We start from the raw sequence: 15,880 nt of genomic DNA, 5'->3' as shown, positions 1-15,880 counted from the left end.
TTTTCAATGCGGGCGCGCGCGCCCAGGAGCGACGGAAGCACGATGATCGATACCAAAGTCCTCGACGCCGCAGTCCATGATCTCCGCAACATCCTCCGCGACGGGCTGCTGGCCACCGACATCTGGGAACGTTCGGCGGGCCTGTCGCTCGCCGGCTTCAACCAGCAACCGGTGGCGGTGGCCCTCTTCACGCGCATCACCGAGGAGCTGGACAGCTCGCTGCGCGACTCGAACTTCCCTCCGCTAGGGCGGTATTACCTGCTCGACATGGCGGGCAACCACACCGTGGTGGTGGTCAACCACGGCAAGCTGCTCCAAGGCATGCTGGTGGACAACAAGCGGGCGAACCTGGGGATCCTCATCTCCGTGGCCATCCCGCGCATGATCGAGACCATTGCGCACGCGAGCGAGCGCTGAGCTGCTCGGCACCCCTCACCCGCCTCGGCGCCGCTGTCTGGAAGAGCGACGCCGCTCCTCCAGCGCGGCGGGCCTCCGTGCGGCGCGCTCGTCGTGCCACCACGAATAGGTCGAAGGGAAGGGCAGCGCGCCGCTCGCTGCAGGCGACAGACATTCTTCGATCTCGTGAGGGCCGTCCTGGTCTACGCTCGGACGCACGAGCGGCCCCTGCACGCCGTTCACACCGCCGAAGGCATCGTCTGCGTGAGCCGGCTCCAGGCCAGATCGCCGGCCGGTCGAATCGCGTCACGCCGGTCGCAAGCGGTCGCCCCGCATAGCGAAAGAAATGCCGCGTAACCATGCCCTCGCCAGGGATCGTCTCGACGTTCTGGGCGCGCTCTGCGCGATCTCGCTCCTCGGAGCGGCCTGCGGGAGCGCCGCCGGCAACCAGCGGCTGAGACGATGCTGGACGTGGTGTGTCAGGGCGCGGGCTCGTCGAGCAATGCGCGGACGCGCCCCTCGACCGCCGCGAACTCGGGGGTGGCGGGCTCCAGCTTGCCCCCGAGGTGCACGTGCCGCACGAGCCCCGCTCGATCGAGGAGGAAGCTGACGCTCGTGTATTGTCGCTTGGGATGGCCATCCATCCACCAGCGCTTCAGCGTGCGCCAGTCCGGGTCGATCGCGACCGGGAAGGTGTATTTGAAGTGCGCCAGGTAGCCTCTGACCGCCTCGGGATCGAGGGGCTCGGGATCCTTGTGGTGGTACATCCCGACGACGACGAGCCCTCGTTCACGATAACGCTCGTCCAGCGCCTTGAGCGCCGGGGCGGTGGCGCTGCAGAAGGGGCAGCTCGGCGACATGAACCACCGGACCAGCACGACCTTGCCCCGAAGGGCCGCCGGCGTGAGCGGCGGCGAGTTGTACCAAGGCCCCACGTCCCACGCAGGCGGCGGCGCCCCGACGACGCCCGACACATCGTGGTCGAAGCCCGGGTCACCGCTCGACAGGAGAACGGCGCTTTCCGGAGGCGGCGCAGGCGCAGCGGGCCCCGCGGGCGAGGCCGCGGGCGCAGGCTCCGGCGAGGCACAGGCGAGGGCGAGCGCGGCGAGGGGCAGCGAAAGCAAGCGAGTGAGCATGGCGGCGTCCCCGGGCGAGACGATCGCAGGCCCGTACGTGCGAGTCAATCGTGGCCGGCCGGCGTCCCGCCTCCGCGCTTGCACGCCGTGTCCGTGAGAACCGCGGGTGCCACGGCGCCGGCGAGCTCACGGCGCGTGCGCATGGAACCGCGCGCGTCATTCTGTCCGAGATGCCGCGCGCGTCGGCCCGAGCTCGTCCGTGTCGCCGGTCGCTCGCCTGGACCCGCGCCGGAGCGGCAGCCAGCGCCGCGCACATCTACCGATTCGACGACAGCTTCGTCATAACGACGAAATTCACCATCCATCTTCTGCTCACGCGCCGTTGCCGAGCGCACGGCGTCGAGCGGATCACGGAGCGAGAAAGCAGCATGTACGGAAAGGAAGCCACCTCGAAGGAAGGTAGGCTGATATCGACACTCGAGCGCTTGCTCGAGCTGCCGGCGGCCGACCTGAGGCGGTCGCTCAACCAGGCGAGTGAGCTCCTCATCGATGCTCTCGGCGCCGACAAGATCGACATCTTCCTCTTCGACCCCAGCAGGAAGACGCTGCACGCCCTGGGGACGAGCAACACGCCCATGGGCCGGCTCCAGCGGTCGCTCGGGCTCGACATCCACCCGGTCGCCAACGGCGGCTCGATCGCCCGCGTCTTCACGACCGGCGATCCCCACATCACCGGGCATGCGGAGCAGGAGCCCGGCGAGCTGCCCGGCCTGGTCCACGAGCTCGGCGTGCGGTCGCACATCGCGGTCGGGCTCGTCGTCGAGGGCGAGCGGCGCGGGGTCGTCTCTGCTCACTCCGCCGCGCCGGAGTTCTTCTCCGACGAGGATCTCCGCTTCCTCAGCGCGGCCACGCACTGGATCGGCGCCCTGACGCACCGGGCGGAGCTCGTCGAGCAGGTCACCTCCGCCGCGCTCGCGCAAGGCCGGCGCGAGGCCGCGGAGGAGCTCATCACCGTGCTGGCGCACGATCTACGGAACTACCTGAGCCCGCTCATGGGCCGCCTTGGTATGCTCCAGCGGCGCGCGGAGCTCGACGGCCGGGCCGACGACGTGCGCGACGCCGACCGGGCGATCGGCTCGGTCGCCCGGCTCGGTCAGCTCATCTCGGATCTGCTGGACGTGGGGCGCATCGAGCAGGGCCTCTTCGAGATCGCGCCTGCGCCCATGGACCTGGTCTCGGTGGCGCGGGACATCGTCGCTGCGCTCGGGACACCCAGCGTCGAGATCCGTGTCGAGGGCCCGCCCGAGCTCGTCGTCGTGGCCGACAGGGATCGCCTTCGCCAGGCCCTGGAGAACCTCGTCAGCAACGCGATCAAGCACTCGCCCCCGGGCAAGGGGGTCCTCATCAAGCTCACCAGCGAGCTGATAAAGGGGATGGAGTACGTCCACGTCGACGTCGTCGACCGCGGATCCGGCGTGCCGCCGGAGATCCTTCCCCGCATCTTCGACCGCTTCGTCACGAACGGCCATGCATCGGGGATCGGCCTCGGGCTGTACCTGGCAAGCAGGATCGCCGCCGCCCACGGGGCCACGTTGGCCGTGAGCTCCCCTCCTGGAAACGGCGCGACGTTCCGACTGAGCTTGCCGATGAGCGGACCGCCCGCTCGTCGGGACGAGCCGTGATCCCGCTGCGGCACCGGCGCCGACGCCCCTCGCGCCGGCATGCGCCGCGGTCGGCGCGCGGTGGCGGGCGCCTCCGGCTCGGCTACACCGCGCGGATGCTCCGCCGGCTCCGCGCATGGCTCGACCGCGCGCTCTCGCCCCGCGCGCCCGCGCCGCCCGACCTCGCCGAGATCGGGGCGCCCGTGGCCGGGCCACCCGAAGGGGCGCCCGAGCCGCCCGGCGACGACGACGTCGTGGTCATGCCGATCGAGGACGCGATCGACCTGCACACGTTCGCCCCGCGCGACGTCGCCTCGGTGGTCGAGGAGTACCTCCACGAGGCGCAGCTGCGCGGGTTCCGCGAGGTGCGCATCATCCACGGCCGCGGCAAGGGCGTGCAGCGCCGCGTCGTCCGGGCCGTCCTCTCCCGCCACCCGGCCGTGGACGGCTTCCGCGACGCCCCGGCCTCCCGCGGCGGGTGGGGGGCCACCGTCGTGTGGCTCAAGGCGGCGGGCGGCGACCTCTCGCCCTGAGCCGCCGGCAGGGCCACCTCTGGACGAGCACAGGCTCGCGCGTAAGATGGCGCGCATGCCGCGCCCCCCCGCCACGCCCGACGACCCCGGCCCGCCGAGCCTCGCGGCCTCCACGGAGCCCCGCATGGCGAAGGGCGAGGTGCTCGCGGTGCCCCGGATCGAGCTGTGCGTCGAGCGCGAGGGGGGCAAGCCCGCGAGCCGGGCCATGGTGCTCGACGGCGATTTCATCCGCATCGGCTCCCACCAGAGCAACGACCTCGTGCTCGCCGACCGCGCCGTCTCCCGCTTCCACTGCATCCTCGAGCGCGTGAAGTCCACCTTCCGGCTGACGGACGTCGGCTCGCTCAACGGGACGACCATCGCCGGCGTCCGCGTGCGCGACGCCGACGCCATCCTGCCGGAGTGCCGCATCGAGCTCGGCGAGTCGGTCGTGCGCATCCGCGACGCCGACGCCGTCGCCGAGACCGAGCTCGCGCGCGCGGTCAGCTTCGGGGCGCTCCAGGGCGTGTCGGTGCCCATGCGGCGCCTCTTCCCCGTCCTCGATCGCGTGGCGAAGAGCGCGCCCGACGTGCTGATCGAGGGCGAGAACGGCACGGGCAAGGAGGTCATCGCCACCGAGCTCGTCCAGCGCGGCGCCCGCGCCGACAAGCCGCTCGTCATCGTCGACTGCGGCGCCATCTCGCCGAGCCTCATCGAGAGCGAGCTGTTCGGCCACGTGCGCGGCTCCTTCACGGGCGCCACGCGCGACCGCGCCGGCGCCTTCGAGGAGGCCGACGGCGGCACCGTCTTCCTCGACGAGATCGGCGAGCTGCCGCTGGAGATGCAGCCGAAGCTCCTCCGCGCCCTCGCCTCGCGCGAGGTGCGCAGGCTCGGCGAGAGCCGGGTGCGCAAGGTCGATATCCGGGTGATCGCCGCCACGAACCGGCGCCTGGAGCGCGAGGTGAACAGCGGCAGGTTCCGCGAGGACCTCTATTACCGCCTCTCGGTGCTCACCGTGCGCGTCCCGCCGCTGCGGGAGCGCAAGGAGGACATCGGCCTCCTCGTCCACTGCTTCCTGAACGAGCTCGGCGCCATCGACAAGGTGCACCTCTTCCCCCCCGAGGTCATCGAGGACATGAAGCGTTACGACTGGCCCGGCAACGTGCGAGAGCTGAGGAACTACGTCGAGCGCCGCGTCGTGCTCGGCGAGGGCGCCTCCATGGGGGCGGCGCCGCCCGAGCGCAGCTCCGCGCCGCCGGGCGCCGCGCCGCCGGGCGCCGCGCCCGAGGAGCCCGCCGCGAACATCGAGATGCCCTTCAAGGAGGCGAAGGACGCGATCATCGACCAGTTCGAGCGGCGCTACCTCGCCGCCCTGCTGGAGTGGTCGAACGGCAACGTGAGCCGCGCCGCGCGTAAAGCAGGGCTCGACCGGATGTACCTCCACCGCCTCCTCCAGCGCCACGGGCTGCGCCGCGCCGCCGCCCTCGACTGAGCCGGGCATGCCGGGCCACATCGGGGCCAGCCCGAGGCCACCACCCCTGCGATAGAAAAGGGCGCAGCGGTGCTGCACATGTCACAGTCGCGTCGCAATGGCGCGATCCGTCCGTGTGCGCAACCTCGCAAAATCTCTGAATATTTCAGAAACCGATCTGCTCCTCTGGCTCGCGGAGCATGCGCCAGCGACGGAGCTCCGCCACCCCGCGGACTTCCTCCCGGCGGAGCTCGCGGGCCAGGCGCAGCAGGCGCTCGGTCGCCCCCCGCCGTCGGCGCCGGCGGAGGAGCGGGTCGAGCGCCGCTGCGCCGAGTGCGCGAAGCTGCCGCCGAAGGCCGGGCTCCGCGTGGTCGAGGTCGGCACCGACGCCGTCTGCGACCTCTGCGGCAGCTCGGCGAACAAGCGGGCAGCGCTCGCGATGATCGGCGCGTTCCACGCGCGCGGGCTGCGGAGGCTGCTCGTGGTCGGCGGCGGACCAGGCACGTCCGAGGACCTGCGGCAGCTGCTCGCGGGCGAGGTCGAGATCCGCATCGTGGACGGAGAGGGTCACCGCAATGCGACGAAGGCCGACGCCGATCTCCGCTGGGCGGACGTGGTCGCGGTCTGGAGCTCGACGATCCTCTCGCACAAGGTGTCGAAGCTGTACACCGATCAGCGCGCCAGCTTCCGCGACAAGCTCGTCACCGTCCCGAGGCGCGGCGTGGCCGCGCTGTGCATGGCCGTCACCGAGAAGGTGAGCGCGCCCGCGGGATGACCGGCGCCCGGCCGCCTTCCGCCGGGCGGCGCTTCACCCTTGCTCGGGGCGGTTGCTCGGCAAGCGCAAGCGCGAGCGCTCACGCGGGGCGGCTGCTCAGCCGCACCCGGCGGAAGGTGCGCCGCGCGTGGGGCACCCAGCCCTGGAAGTGCCAGCGCGCGGCCATGACCAGCCCGCGGACCCACTCGTCGGCGGCGTAGGCGACCCAGACGCCGGCGAGCCCCCAGCCGAGGTGGACGCCGAGAAGCCAGGACAGCCCGACGGCCACGGCGAACATCGAGAAGACGCCGAACCCGACCGGGAAGCGGGCGTCGCCGGTGGCGCGGAGCCCGTTGATGACGACCAGGTTGAGCGTGCGGCCCGGCTCGACGAGGAGGGTCAGCCAGAGCAGCCGGGAGCCGGTGGCGATCACCTCGGGATCGCGCGAGAAGAGGCCGAGCAGGTGGGGGCCGAGCAGCGCGGTGGCGATCACCAGGCTCACGCACACGCAGAACCCGATCGCCAGGCCGCCGCGCACCAGGCGATCGGCGCCCTGCAGATCGCCGGCGCCGATGTGGTGCCCGACCACGATCTCGGTCCCGAAGCCGATCGCCATGCCGAACAGGAGCAGGAAGTGCATGATCTGCATCGTGTACGTATGGGTGGTGAGCGCCGTCGGCCCCATGTTGGCGACCATCGCGAGGATGATCATGAAGCTGATGCGATAGACCACGTTCTCGCCCGCCCCCGGCAGGCCGATGTGCAGCATCTCGCGGAGGCGCTCGGGGCGAATGCGCCAGAAATCCTCGAAGGTCGGGCGGATGCCGAGGCGCGAGATCCAGAGCTGCCGGTGCATCCAGAACGAGAGCGCGCGCCCGACCACCGCGGCCAGCGCGAGCCCCATCATGCCGAGCCCCGGAGCTCCGGCGACACCGAACATGAGCGGCAGGCTGAGCGCGAGCTGCACGATGTACATGACGACGATGAGGCGCAGCGTGTCGCGGGTGTAGGTGTGCGCGCGCAGCACCGAGCCCATCGAGAAATTCACCGCGTCGAACGCCAGCATCACGCCGACGGCGATCAGATAAGGCTCCGCGATAGGGAACAGGGAAGGCGGCAGGCGCATCAGCTCGAGCAGCGGCCTCGCGCCGATCGCGATGACGGCGAAGCTGAAGACGCCGAGCCAGAGATTGGCCGCGAGCGACGCCCGCGCGACCTGCTCCGCCCCGGCGCGGTCCCGCGCGCCGAGATACTGGGTGACCACCACGCTCGCGCCGACGCTGACGAAGCGAAAGGTGATCATGAAGGTCAACATGATCTGGTTGGACAGCCCGTACGCGGCGGCGGCCTCGTCCGAGAGGCGGCTGACCAGCCATACGCCGAACACGCCGACGAGCATGTGCAGCAGGTTCTCGCTGAAGATGGGCCAGGTGATCTCCAGCAAACGCGGGCGAGGGAGAGCGGGGGCAGGTAGGACCGATTGCAAAGCGCCGCATCCTACTCTGCCGAGGGGCATCTCGCCATGACGGAACACGGCCGCGCCGGCGCCGTCGCGCGGTCTCGGGAAGTCCCGCGATGTCCGGCGATGTCCTGCGCTGTTCGCAGCCGTTCCCCGCTGTTCCCCGCTGTTCCGCGCGGTGTGGTCGCGCGGCCGCGGGGCGCGGTGGTACGCGGAACGAAGGTTGGTGCCGCTGTCGCCTATCTCCTCACGGTCCGCGCGATCGCACGGAAACCTAGCGAGGCAGAGCGAAACCGAGCAAGACCGAGCAAGACCGAGCAAGACCGAGCAAGACCGAGCAAGACCGAGCAAGACCGAGCAAGACCGAGCAAGACCGAGCAAAAGACACCCGACTGCCCCGCGCCGCCCCCGGTGGCGCAGATGGAGAGGAGGGCTTCCGTCAACGCACGCAAGAGCGTGTTCTCGCTCGCATCCTTGCATGGTTGTCCCTTCCCGTGTCCCCGCGGTTCGATTACTCTGGGAAGGGGCGGAACAGGGCACACTCGTCCTTCTGCGCCTGGAGGATCAAATGGGGATAGTGCACGGCAGCGCCCGATGGCTCCTGGCCGCGGCGGCCATGGCGCCGGCTGTCGCTGGCGGATGCTCCTGCGGCGATTCCGGCGGGACGATCGGCGCGACGTCCGGCGGCGGAGCCGACCAGAGCGCGGGTGGGGGCGGCTCCGGGGGAATCCCCTTCCCTGCGGGGGGCGGCTCCGGGGGAATCCCCTTCCTGGCGGGGAGCGGCGGGTCAGGGGTCACGAGCGGCGGGTGCGAAGGGCTCGAGTGCCAGCAGATCGCCTGTCCAGGCAGCGGCACGACCACCGTGAGCGGCACCGTGTACGAGCCCGCGGGCAAACTCCCGCTGTACAACGTCACGGTGTACGTCCCGAACAGGGAGCTTGAGCCCATCACCGACGGGGCGAGCTGCGATCGGTGCGATGTGACGCTCTCCGGCGATCCGATCGCGACCGCGCTGACGGACACGAACGGGCGCTTCGTGCTGGAGAACGTGCCCGTCGGGGTGGATATCCCGCTGGTCGTCCAGCTCGGCAAATGGCGGCGCCAGATCACGCTGCCGAAGGTCGAGGGGTGCGTCGACAACCCGACCGTGGACAGGACGGTCCGCCTGCCGCGCAGCAAGGCGGAGGGCCACCTCCCGAAGATCGCGCTGACGACCGGCGGCTCGGACGTGCTGGAGTGCCTGCTGTACAAGATGGGAATCGACGCGTCGGAGTTCACGCCGGAGGCGGGCGACGGGCGGGTGAACCTGTTCGCCGGGCGCGCCATCGAGGGCGACAGCGCGACGAGCAGGTACCGAGACGGCCTGAACGACGGCGCCCCCTTCTCCCTCGCGCGGGAGTTCTGGGGCTCGCTCGACGACCTGCGTCGATACGACATGGTGATCCTGTCGTGCGAGGGATCCGAGTTCGGGGACGACAAGCCGGAGGCCGCGCTGCGAGCGATGTTCGACTACGCCTCCGCGGGAGGCCGCGTGTTCGCGTCGCACTGGCACAACACCTGGCTCCGGCTCGGGCCGGAGCGGTTCCCGGAGACGGCGGAATGGGACGAGGAGAGCGATCCCGACGACGGGCTCCCCGTGCTCGTCGACACCACGTTCCCGAAGGGCCTGGCGCTCCGGGACTGGCTCGCCAACGTGGGAGCGTCGACCGTGCCCGGGCAGATCGAGATCGACGATCCGCAGCACTGGGTCGACTCGGTGAACGAGGAGATCGCGACGCGGTGGCTCTACAACGAGGCCAACACCGATTTCGACGCGCCCGCGGGGGTCAAATACTTCACGTTCAACACGCCCATCGGCGCGCCGGAAGAAGAGCAGTGCGGCAGGTTCGTGTACACGGACATCCACGTGGCGGCGAGCGACGTCGCCGGGGCGCCGTTCCCGAGCGGCTGTGAAGACCGCGACGGGGCGACGCATGAGCTGACCGCCCAGGAGAAGGCGCTGCTCTTCATGCTGTTCGACCTGTCCGCCTGCATCGCGCCGGACGACGAGCCGCCCCCGGTGCCGGTGCCGACGTGACGAGCGCCTCGACGGGCGCGGCGCTCGCGGCTTGACATTGCGGAGGCGCTCGCTCGCAATTTCCTGAGCGATATTGACGCCCTGCGCATGGATAGGCGGTTGCCCAGGGTGGTCACCCGACCACCAAGGGGAACACCGTAGCCTGCGTGGACCCGCGCGGCACAGCCCGCGCGCAGACCAGAGACGCAGCGCAGCAGCGTCCGCATCACGGGCTCCGCAACTGGCATATTTTTTGCGAAATTTCTGCTGCCTGCACACCACAGCTCCCTCAGATCGGCGCCCGTGAAGGCTTCGCCTCACGCTCTCGCTGGAGACCACCGGCCGCGGTTGTAACCTGCGCGCACCAATACTGTATTCTGCCATACAAACAGCGTGGATTTTATCCCTTGATCAGAGGCACGCAGAGGGCTTGCCATGGCGCTGAACTGCCCTTTTAATGCCGCGCCATCCGGATACTTCTCTTGGAGGACATGATGAAAAGTGTTTTGCTTCGCGGTGTGCTCGGCAGGTCGAAGTGGTCATTCGGCCTTGCGGTGGTTGCGTTGCAAGCCACCGTGCTGATCGGCTGCGGTGACGCGGGGACGGACGACGGCGCGGGCGGCGCGGGCGGCGCGGGCGGCGGCGGGGCGACCTCCGCGAGCGCGACGACCTCGAGCGCCTCGACGACCTCCGCGGGCGCGACGACCTCGAGCGCCTCGACGACCTCCGCGAGCGCGACGACCTCGAGCGCCTCGACGACCTCGGCGACGACATCGGCCTCGTCCACGACGAGCGCGAGCACCGGGGGGGTGCCCACGGACGGCACGCCGGCCGAGCGTCATGGCCGGCTCCGGGTCATGAACGGCAACATCGTCGGCGAGCACGGATCCCCGGTCCAGCTCAAGGGCATGAGCCTGTTCTGGAGCCAGTGGAGCAACTACTACAACGGCAATGTCGTCAACTCGATCGCGGACAACTGGGAGTCGACCGTCGTCCGCGCCGCCATGGGCATCGAGGGCGAAGACGGGTACCTCCAGGACGCGGGCGCCCAGAAGGCCAAGGCGAAGACCATCGCCGACGCGGCGATCGCGAAGGGCATCTACGTCATCCTCGACTGGCACGATCACAACGCGCACCAGCACCTGGATCTGGCGAAGAGCTACTTCCGCGAGGTGGCGCAGGCCTACAAGAACACGCCCAACGTCATCTTCGAGGTCTTCAACGAGCCCCTCAACACGAACACCTGGCCCGCGGTGAAGTCCTACGCCGAGGCGGTGATCTCGGAGATCCGGAGCCAGGGCGCGAACAACCTGGTCATCGTCGGCTCGCCGAACTGGTCGCAGGACGTCGACATCGCCGCGGACAATCCCCTCAGCGATCAGAACGTGGCGTACACCCTCCACTTCTACGCCAACACGCACAAGGGGTCGCTGCGCGACAAGGCCCAGAAAGCCATCAACAAGAAGCTGGCGCTGTTCGTGACCGAGTGGGGGACCTGCTCCGCCGACGGCAACGGCCAGCTCAACCTCGGCGAGTCGCAGACCTGGCTCGACTTCCTGGACGCGCACAACATCAGCTGGGCCAACTGGTCGCTGGGCGACAAGGCCGAGGCGTGCTCCGCGCTCAGGCCCAACGCAAACCAGATGGGCAACTGGACCGACAACGACCTCACCGAGTCGGGCAAGTGGGTGAAGGGGAAGATCGCCGAGTGATCCCCGCGCGGGTCACCGGCCGCTCGCGCCGGTGACCCGGCCCCGACCGAGGGCGCCGCTCACCCGTGCGCTCGTTTGCTCTCCACGGACAGGGGCCGCCCGGCACAGAAGGGGCATTGATCGTCCGAGCACCAGTCGTCGTCCTCGAGGCCGAGCGCCCGGAGCTGCTCCAGCTCCCACGCGCGCGCCTCGGGCGAAAGCGGGGCGGGACAGGTGGACTCGTGGTCTCGCAGGCTGCTCAACATGGACGGTCCCGTTCGGTTGTGCTCCGGAGAGCGATTCCGGGATCTATCGCGCACCGCCCTGCAGCGCCCGCGAAATCGGCCAATCCGCGCCGCGTCCTCCTACATCCGAACGTTTACGTGGTCGTAGTCGTTTACGTGGTCGTGGTCGTGGTCGTGGTCGTCAACGATAGGCCGTGAACGACCACGACCACGTTCACGTCCACGTCCACGTCCACGTTCACGTTCACGTTCACGTCCACGTTCACGACCACGTTCACGTTGGTGACGGATGGTGGGGTGGCGGGGCCGGCGCGCTCTTCAGCGAAGCGCCCCCGCGCGCAGCCGCTCGGCGACCTCCCGGCGTCGCAGCTTGCCGCTCGTCGTCTTGGGCAGCTCGCCCGGCGGAACCAGGACGACCTGGTCCACCGTGACGCCGTTCGCCCGCAGCGCCTCTCGCACGCGCTCCGCGAGGCCGGCTTGCTCGGACGCCTCGGCGCGCGTCTCGGCCACCACGTAGACCGACTCGGTCTGGCGCTCCTCGACGAACAGCCCGACCGCGACCACGCACCCGGCCCGGATCCCGTCGACCCGGGAGGCGATCTCCTCGATCACGGCGGGGATCATCGTGTGACCGCCCTTGATGATCACCTCCTTCTTCCGGCCGGTGACGAACAGCGTCCCGCGATCGATGAACCCGAGATCGCCCGTGCGCAGCCACCCGCCCACGAGCGCCTCGGCGGTCGCCTCGGGCTCGTTGAAATAGCCCTCCATCACCGTCTCCGAGCGCACCTCGATCTCCCCCACCGTGCGCTCCGGGACGGGGCCGCGCTGGGCGTCCACGATCCGGATCTCCGTGTGCGGGATCGGCCTGCCGACGCCGGCGAGCTCCAGCGAGAGGGGGCCAGGCGCGGCCTCCTCGACGCGGCCCTCGCGCTCCAGCAGGCCGCGATCCACCGTGAGGGCGCGCGGCGCGGCGTAGAGGTCGGGGAAGGTCACGGCGACCGTCGCCTCGGCCAGCCCGTAGACGGGGAAGAACGCCTCGACGCGGAAGCCGCAGGGCGCGAACGCCTCCGCGAAGCGGCGGAGCAAGGCAGGGGAGATCGGCTCGGCGCCGATCATCGCGCACCGCCACGCGCCGAGATCGAGGCCCGCCTCGACGGCGCGGCGGGCGAGGCCGATGCAGATGGAATAGGCGCTCGGCGGCCCGAGCGAGATGACGCCCCGGATGCTCGACATCTCCGCGAGCCACGAGAACGGCCGCGTCCGGAACTCGAGCGGCGAGAGCATGTGAACGGGGAAATCGTTGAAGAGCGGGAAGAGCAGCCCGCCGACGAGGCCCATGTCGTGGTGGAGCGGCAGCCACGAGACGCCCCCCGCGCCCTCGCCGCGCACCGTGAGCCGCTGGCTCATCGCGTCGAGGTGCAGCATCAGCCGCTCGTGCGGGATCACCACGCCGCGCGGGTGCCCGGTGCTGCCGCTCGTGAGCTGGATGAGCGCGGGCCCGGGCGCGCGCTCCGGATCGGGCAGCGAGCCCGCGAGGGGCGCGTCGAGCAGCGGCTCGGCGGCGAGCTGGAGGAGGCCGTCCGCCCCCTCCTCGCCCTGCGCGAAGCCGAGCAGCGCGGACGAGACCACGAGCGCGCGCGCGCCGACGCGGGCGGCCGTCCTCCGGAGCTCGCCGAGGAACGCCGCCACGTCCGTGAGCCGATAGGGCACCCCGACCTGGATCGGCACCGCGCCGAGCACCCAGACGCCGAAGAGGCACGGCACCGCCACCTCCACGTCCGTCACGAGCAGGAGCACCCGATCGCCCGGGCGCACCCCCGCCGCGAGCAGGCCCGACGCCGCCGCGCACGCGCGGCGCCAGTACTCCGCCCACGACCACCCGACGAACTCGCCCTGCTGCTTGTGATAGAACCCGAATCGATCCGGCGTCGCCTCGGCCCGCGCCCTGAGCAGGCCCGCGACCGTCCGCGCGGAGAGCCCGCGGCTCACGGCGCGCGCCCCGGCTCGGGCGAGGGCGCGACGCCGAGGCGCTCGCGGCCGCCGCCCTTCGTCGCCACGATCATGTACTCGAGCGCGGTGCGGCGCGCGAAGGAGAGCCGGCCCACGGTCATGTACGTCTGGAGCAGCCGCGAGAAGCCGGGAGCGCGGGCGTCGATCCGGGCGCGGTTCGTGCGCACGTTGTCGATCCACCGGGCGACCGTGTGCACGTAGGAGCTCGTGAGATCCTCGACGCGCCGGACATCGAGGCCGGCCTGCTCGATCATCCCGAGCTCCTCGGCCAGCGAGATCAGGCGGCAATAGCCGAGCGCCTCGACGAAGATGTACTGCGTCGCAGCGCTCTCCCGGTCCCCGCGGGCGCGCGCCGGGAAATAGCAGTCGGAGATGAGCAGCCTGCCGCCTGGGCGCAGCGCGGCGGCGATCTTCTGGTGGATCCGCTCGCGGTTGTGCATGTGCACGATGCTGCCCACGAAGAGCACGGCGTCGAGCGACTCGGGCGCGAGGTCGATGTCCTCGATATGAGCGAGGTCGATGCGGACCCGCGAGGCGACGCCCGCCCGGTCGGCGCGGCGGAGCGCCTCCTGCCGCTGCTTGTCGCTCAGCGTGACGCCCTGAAAGCTCCCGCCGGTGTGCTCGGCGAGATAGATGAGGTTCGAGCCCCAGCCGCACCCCACGTCGAGGACGCGCTCTCCGGGGTGGATGTCGAGCTCGCGGCGGACCCAGTCGTACTTCCGCTCTTGCGCCGTCTCGAGGCTCTCGGCGGGATCGAGGAAGATGCCCGTCGCGTAGGCCAGGCGGCTGTCGAGGACCATGGAGAATATCTCCGGGTCGTTCTGGTAATGAGCGGCGACCTCGCGCCGCTCGTGCTCCCGCTGCTCCTCGGGCGTCCGGACGGCGGCCTCGCGCTCGGCGCGCGTGCGCGGGGCGATCAAGGCGCCCCTCCCCGGCCGCCCCGCGCCGCGATCTGCGCCTCGACGAAGGCGATGACGTCACCGACCGTGCTGATCTGCGCCTGATCGGGCGCCGCGAAATCGGGCGCCACGATCTGGAATCGCTCCTCGAGCGCGACATTGACCTCGATGAGCGCCAGTGAATCCACGCCGAGGCCGCTCTCGAGCGACAGGTCCGGAGTCACGGCATCGACGCTCATCCCACATCGCTCTGCAATGATGGTACGGACCTCTCTGGCGATCTCCGGATCTCCCCCGCCCGCCACCTGCGGCTGCTTCCGAAGCGCCGCCTCGCTCTTGTTCATCGCGCTCTCCAGTCCAGGGTTCGGCGCGCGCGACCATCAACACGCCAGCGCGATAGATGCTCATGCCAGCGCCGGTCACGGCCGTAGCGCGGCGTACCATGATCGCCAGTCGTCGTCCATGGCCGGACGAGCCCGCTCGACCGCGAGGTCAGCGCGTCGCGGGCTGCGCGCCCGAACCTACGCGCGACAGACGCGCGAGGCCCTGCCGCGGCGCCTCGCCGCGGCCCGGCGCGCCGGCGCGAGCGGCTCAATCGCCGAAATCGCCGTCGAACCCGCCGCCGTCGTCGACCCCACCGCCGTCATCGACCCCGCCGCCGTCATCACCCCACGGATCGCCGTCATCCGCCCCGTCCCCCTCGTCGCCCGCCGAGAGGTCATCGCCGCCGCGATCCGCGCCGTTCAAGAGGTCAGGATTCTCGGCGGCCTCCTGCGCTGTGCCGAGCATCGTGCCCGCGGGGTTCACGAAGAGGACGTGTGGAGGCGTGAGCATGTGCATGAACGAGGTGATGAGCATCACGTCCAGCATCATCCCCAGCGGGCTGGGCGGGTAATAGACGACGAACGGGTCATAACCCGGGTGCGTGGGGCCCACGGGAGGCCGCTCGGCGCCCGCGCCATCGCCCGCAGGAGAGTGCACGACGCGCGCGTCGGCGTGGTGATGCTCCACGCGCGCCTCCGGCATCGTGGCCTTGAGGGCGCCCTCGACCCGCCCGACGAAGGACTCGAACTGCAGCCGCGCCGCCTCGAACAGCGCCGGATCCTTCGCCAGGGGCTCGACGCGGCGGCGGTAGTCCTCCGCGGACTCGCCGGCTCGCGGCTCGAGATCCCGCAGGCGCCCGCCGATGGAGACGAGCCCCGCCGGCTCGTCGTCGGCGTGCTCGGTGCGCGCCCGTGTCTCGATGACCAGGTGCAGCCCTGCTTCCTCGTGCTCGGCGGCGAACCTGAGCTCGCTGAACCCGCGCCCGAACACGGCGGAATGCTCGGACAGCGCGAGCACGAGATCGGGAAGATCGTCCGGCTTCCCGTCGGTGTCCTGGAAGATGACCGTGTCGTCGATCACGAGCGAGAGGGCGTTCGTGACCCCGAGCTGGACGAGCGCCCCCCGCACCTGATCGACCACGGCGGTGGCCTCGAGCTCGACGCGCACGCGATCGGTGTCGAGATCCACCGTGGCGCCGAAGCTGCGCTTCAGCTTCTCCCAGACGGTGGGGTTGCGCTGGATGATGCTGCCCTTGAGCGAAACGTGGATCTGTCCGATGAGCCGCATACGCGCTACTTAGCACCGCGGCGGGGCGCCATCGTC

The 15,880-nt window shown here is 70.6% G+C and carries 16 protein-coding genes; 7 read left to right on the top strand and 9 right to left on the bottom strand.

The genetic code is table 11. From position 1 onward, the window contains the following. Nucleotides 1–42 precede the first annotated feature (42 nt). On the top strand, nt 43–417 hold the full coding sequence (locus WME82_RS08355) for a hypothetical protein (RefSeq protein ID WP_437550764.1): 375 nt from the start codon (nt 43–45) through the stop codon (nt 415–417). Between the two features lie 458 nt (nt 418–875). On the opposite strand, the gene WME82_RS08350 is transcribed toward WME82_RS08355, so the two are convergent. Beyond that, nucleotides 876–1,532 carry a TlpA disulfide reductase family protein gene (locus WME82_RS08350; RefSeq protein ID WP_438042394.1) on the bottom strand — a complete coding sequence of 219 codons (657 nt, stop codon included), beginning with the start codon at nt 1,530–1,532 and terminating at the stop codon, nt 876–878. A gap of 368 nt (nt 1,533–1,900) precedes the next feature. Here WME82_RS08350 and WME82_RS08345 point away from each other — a divergent pair, with 368 nt between their 5' ends. From WME82_RS08345 to WME82_RS08330, 4 genes are all read left to right on the top strand, one after another. Next, entirely contained in the window at nt 1,901–3,154 is a 1,254-nt protein-coding gene (locus tag WME82_RS08345) for a GAF domain-containing sensor histidine kinase (protein ID WP_438042393.1), read from the top strand. Nucleotides 3,155–3,249: 95 nt separating this feature from the next. Then, entirely contained in the window at nt 3,250–3,666 is a 417-nt protein-coding gene (locus tag WME82_RS08340) for a Smr/MutS family protein (RefSeq protein WP_437744959.1), read from the top strand. A 55-nt stretch (nt 3,667–3,721) separates the two neighbouring features. Further along, a complete protein-coding gene (locus WME82_RS08335; RefSeq protein WP_438042392.1) occupies nt 3,722–5,137 on the top strand; it encodes a sigma 54-interacting transcriptional regulator in 1,416 nt (471 codons plus the stop codon). A 115-nt stretch (nt 5,138–5,252) separates the two neighbouring features. Next, nucleotides 5,253–5,891, top strand: coding sequence for a hypothetical protein (locus tag WME82_RS08330; RefSeq protein WP_438042391.1), 639 nt, complete (start codon nt 5,253–5,255; stop codon nt 5,889–5,891). Between the two features lie 79 nt (nt 5,892–5,970). On the opposite strand, the gene WME82_RS08325 is transcribed toward WME82_RS08330, so the two are convergent. Then, on the bottom strand, nt 5,971–7,356 hold the full coding sequence (locus WME82_RS08325) for an MATE family efflux transporter (RefSeq protein ID WP_438042390.1): 1,386 nt from the start codon (nt 7,354–7,356) through the stop codon (nt 5,971–5,973). A gap of 541 nt (nt 7,357–7,897) precedes the next feature. On the opposite strand from WME82_RS08325, the gene WME82_RS08320 reads away from it, so the two are divergent. Continuing rightward, nucleotides 7,898–9,406, top strand: coding sequence for a carboxypeptidase regulatory-like domain-containing protein (locus tag WME82_RS08320; RefSeq protein ID WP_438042389.1), 1,509 nt, complete (start codon nt 7,898–7,900; stop codon nt 9,404–9,406). Between the two features lie 433 nt (nt 9,407–9,839). Here the strand turns inward: WME82_RS08320 and WME82_RS08315 are convergent, their stop codons facing one another. Then, a complete protein-coding gene (locus WME82_RS08315) occupies nt 9,840–10,202 on the bottom strand; it encodes a hypothetical protein (protein WP_437869756.1) in 363 nt (120 codons plus the stop codon). Between WME82_RS08315 and WME82_RS08310 the strand changes: the two genes are divergently transcribed. Continuing rightward, nucleotides 10,195–11,097 carry a glycoside hydrolase family 5 protein gene (locus tag WME82_RS08310; protein WP_438042388.1) on the top strand — a complete coding sequence of 301 codons (903 nt, stop codon included), beginning with the start codon at nt 10,195–10,197 and terminating at the stop codon, nt 11,095–11,097. The two genes, WME82_RS08315 and WME82_RS08310, sit on opposite strands and share 8 nt — an antisense overlap. A 59-nt stretch (nt 11,098–11,156) precedes the next feature. Here the strand turns inward: WME82_RS08310 and WME82_RS08305 are convergent, their stop codons facing one another. The 6 genes from WME82_RS08305 to WME82_RS08280 form a co-directional block, all read right to left on the bottom strand. After that, nucleotides 11,157–11,342 (bottom strand): hypothetical protein, encoded by a 186-nt coding sequence (locus tag WME82_RS08305; protein ID WP_437744952.1) that lies wholly within the window; start codon nt 11,340–11,342, stop codon nt 11,157–11,159. 131 nt (nt 11,343–11,473) lie between these two features. Beyond that, on the bottom strand, nt 11,474–11,599 hold the full coding sequence (locus tag WME82_RS08300) for a hypothetical protein (RefSeq protein WP_438042387.1): 126 nt from the start codon (nt 11,597–11,599) through the stop codon (nt 11,474–11,476). 40 nt (nt 11,600–11,639) lie between these two features. After that, entirely contained in the window at nt 11,640–13,313 is a 1,674-nt protein-coding gene (locus tag WME82_RS08295; RefSeq protein WP_438042386.1) for an AMP-binding protein, read from the bottom strand. Next, nucleotides 13,310–14,254 (bottom strand): SAM-dependent methyltransferase, encoded by a 945-nt coding sequence (locus WME82_RS08290; RefSeq protein ID WP_438042385.1) that lies wholly within the window; start codon nt 14,252–14,254, stop codon nt 13,310–13,312. The genes WME82_RS08295 and WME82_RS08290 overlap by 4 nt, the downstream gene beginning before the upstream one ends. Continuing rightward, nucleotides 14,251–14,577, bottom strand: coding sequence for an acyl carrier protein (locus tag WME82_RS08285; RefSeq protein WP_049876196.1), 327 nt, complete (start codon nt 14,575–14,577; stop codon nt 14,251–14,253). Before WME82_RS08285 ends, WME82_RS08290 begins: the two co-directional genes overlap by 4 nt. A gap of 247 nt (nt 14,578–14,824) precedes the next feature. Further along, nucleotides 14,825–15,844 (bottom strand): hypothetical protein, encoded by a 1,020-nt coding sequence (locus WME82_RS08280; protein ID WP_438042384.1) that lies wholly within the window; start codon nt 15,842–15,844, stop codon nt 14,825–14,827. Nucleotides 15,845–15,880: the final 36 nt, after the last annotated feature.

The sequence above is a fragment of the Sorangium sp. So ce128 genome (assembly GCF_051525245.1).
GTDB lineage: Bacteria > Myxococcota_A > Polyangia > Polyangiales > Polyangiaceae > Sorangium > Sorangium cellulosum_B.
Note: the sequence above shows the minus strand (reverse complement) of the source record. Positions and strands in the feature narration are given on the sequence as shown.

What these genes read in the sequence shown, in the direction of transcription:
- WME82_RS08305 (WP_437744952.1), bottom strand. Translation starts at nt 11,342, where the DNA reads ATGTTGAGCAGCCTGCGAGACCACGAGTCCACCTGTCCCGCCCCGCTT.
- WME82_RS08335 (WP_438042392.1), top strand. Translation starts at nt 3,722, where the DNA reads ATGCCGCGCCCCCCCGCCACGCCCGACGACCCCGGCCCGCCGAGCCTC.
- WME82_RS08355 (WP_437550764.1), top strand. Translation starts at nt 43, where the DNA reads ATGATCGATACCAAAGTCCTCGACGCCGCAGTCCATGATCTCCGCAAC.
- WME82_RS08350 (WP_438042394.1), bottom strand. Translation starts at nt 1,532, where the DNA reads ATGCTCACTCGCTTGCTTTCGCTGCCCCTCGCCGCGCTCGCCCTCGCC.
- WME82_RS08320 (WP_438042389.1), top strand. Translation starts at nt 7,898, where the DNA reads ATGGGGATAGTGCACGGCAGCGCCCGATGGCTCCTGGCCGCGGCGGCC.
- WME82_RS08280 (WP_438042384.1), bottom strand. Translation starts at nt 15,844, where the DNA reads ATGCGGCTCATCGGACAGATCCACGTTTCGCTCAAGGGCAGCATCATC.
- WME82_RS08345 (WP_438042393.1), top strand. Translation starts at nt 1,901, where the DNA reads ATGTACGGAAAGGAAGCCACCTCGAAGGAAGGTAGGCTGATATCGACA.
- WME82_RS08285 (WP_049876196.1), bottom strand. Translation starts at nt 14,577, where the DNA reads ATGAACAAGAGCGAGGCGGCGCTTCGGAAGCAGCCGCAGGTGGCGGGC.
- WME82_RS08340 (WP_437744959.1), top strand. Translation starts at nt 3,250, where the DNA reads ATGCTCCGCCGGCTCCGCGCATGGCTCGACCGCGCGCTCTCGCCCCGC.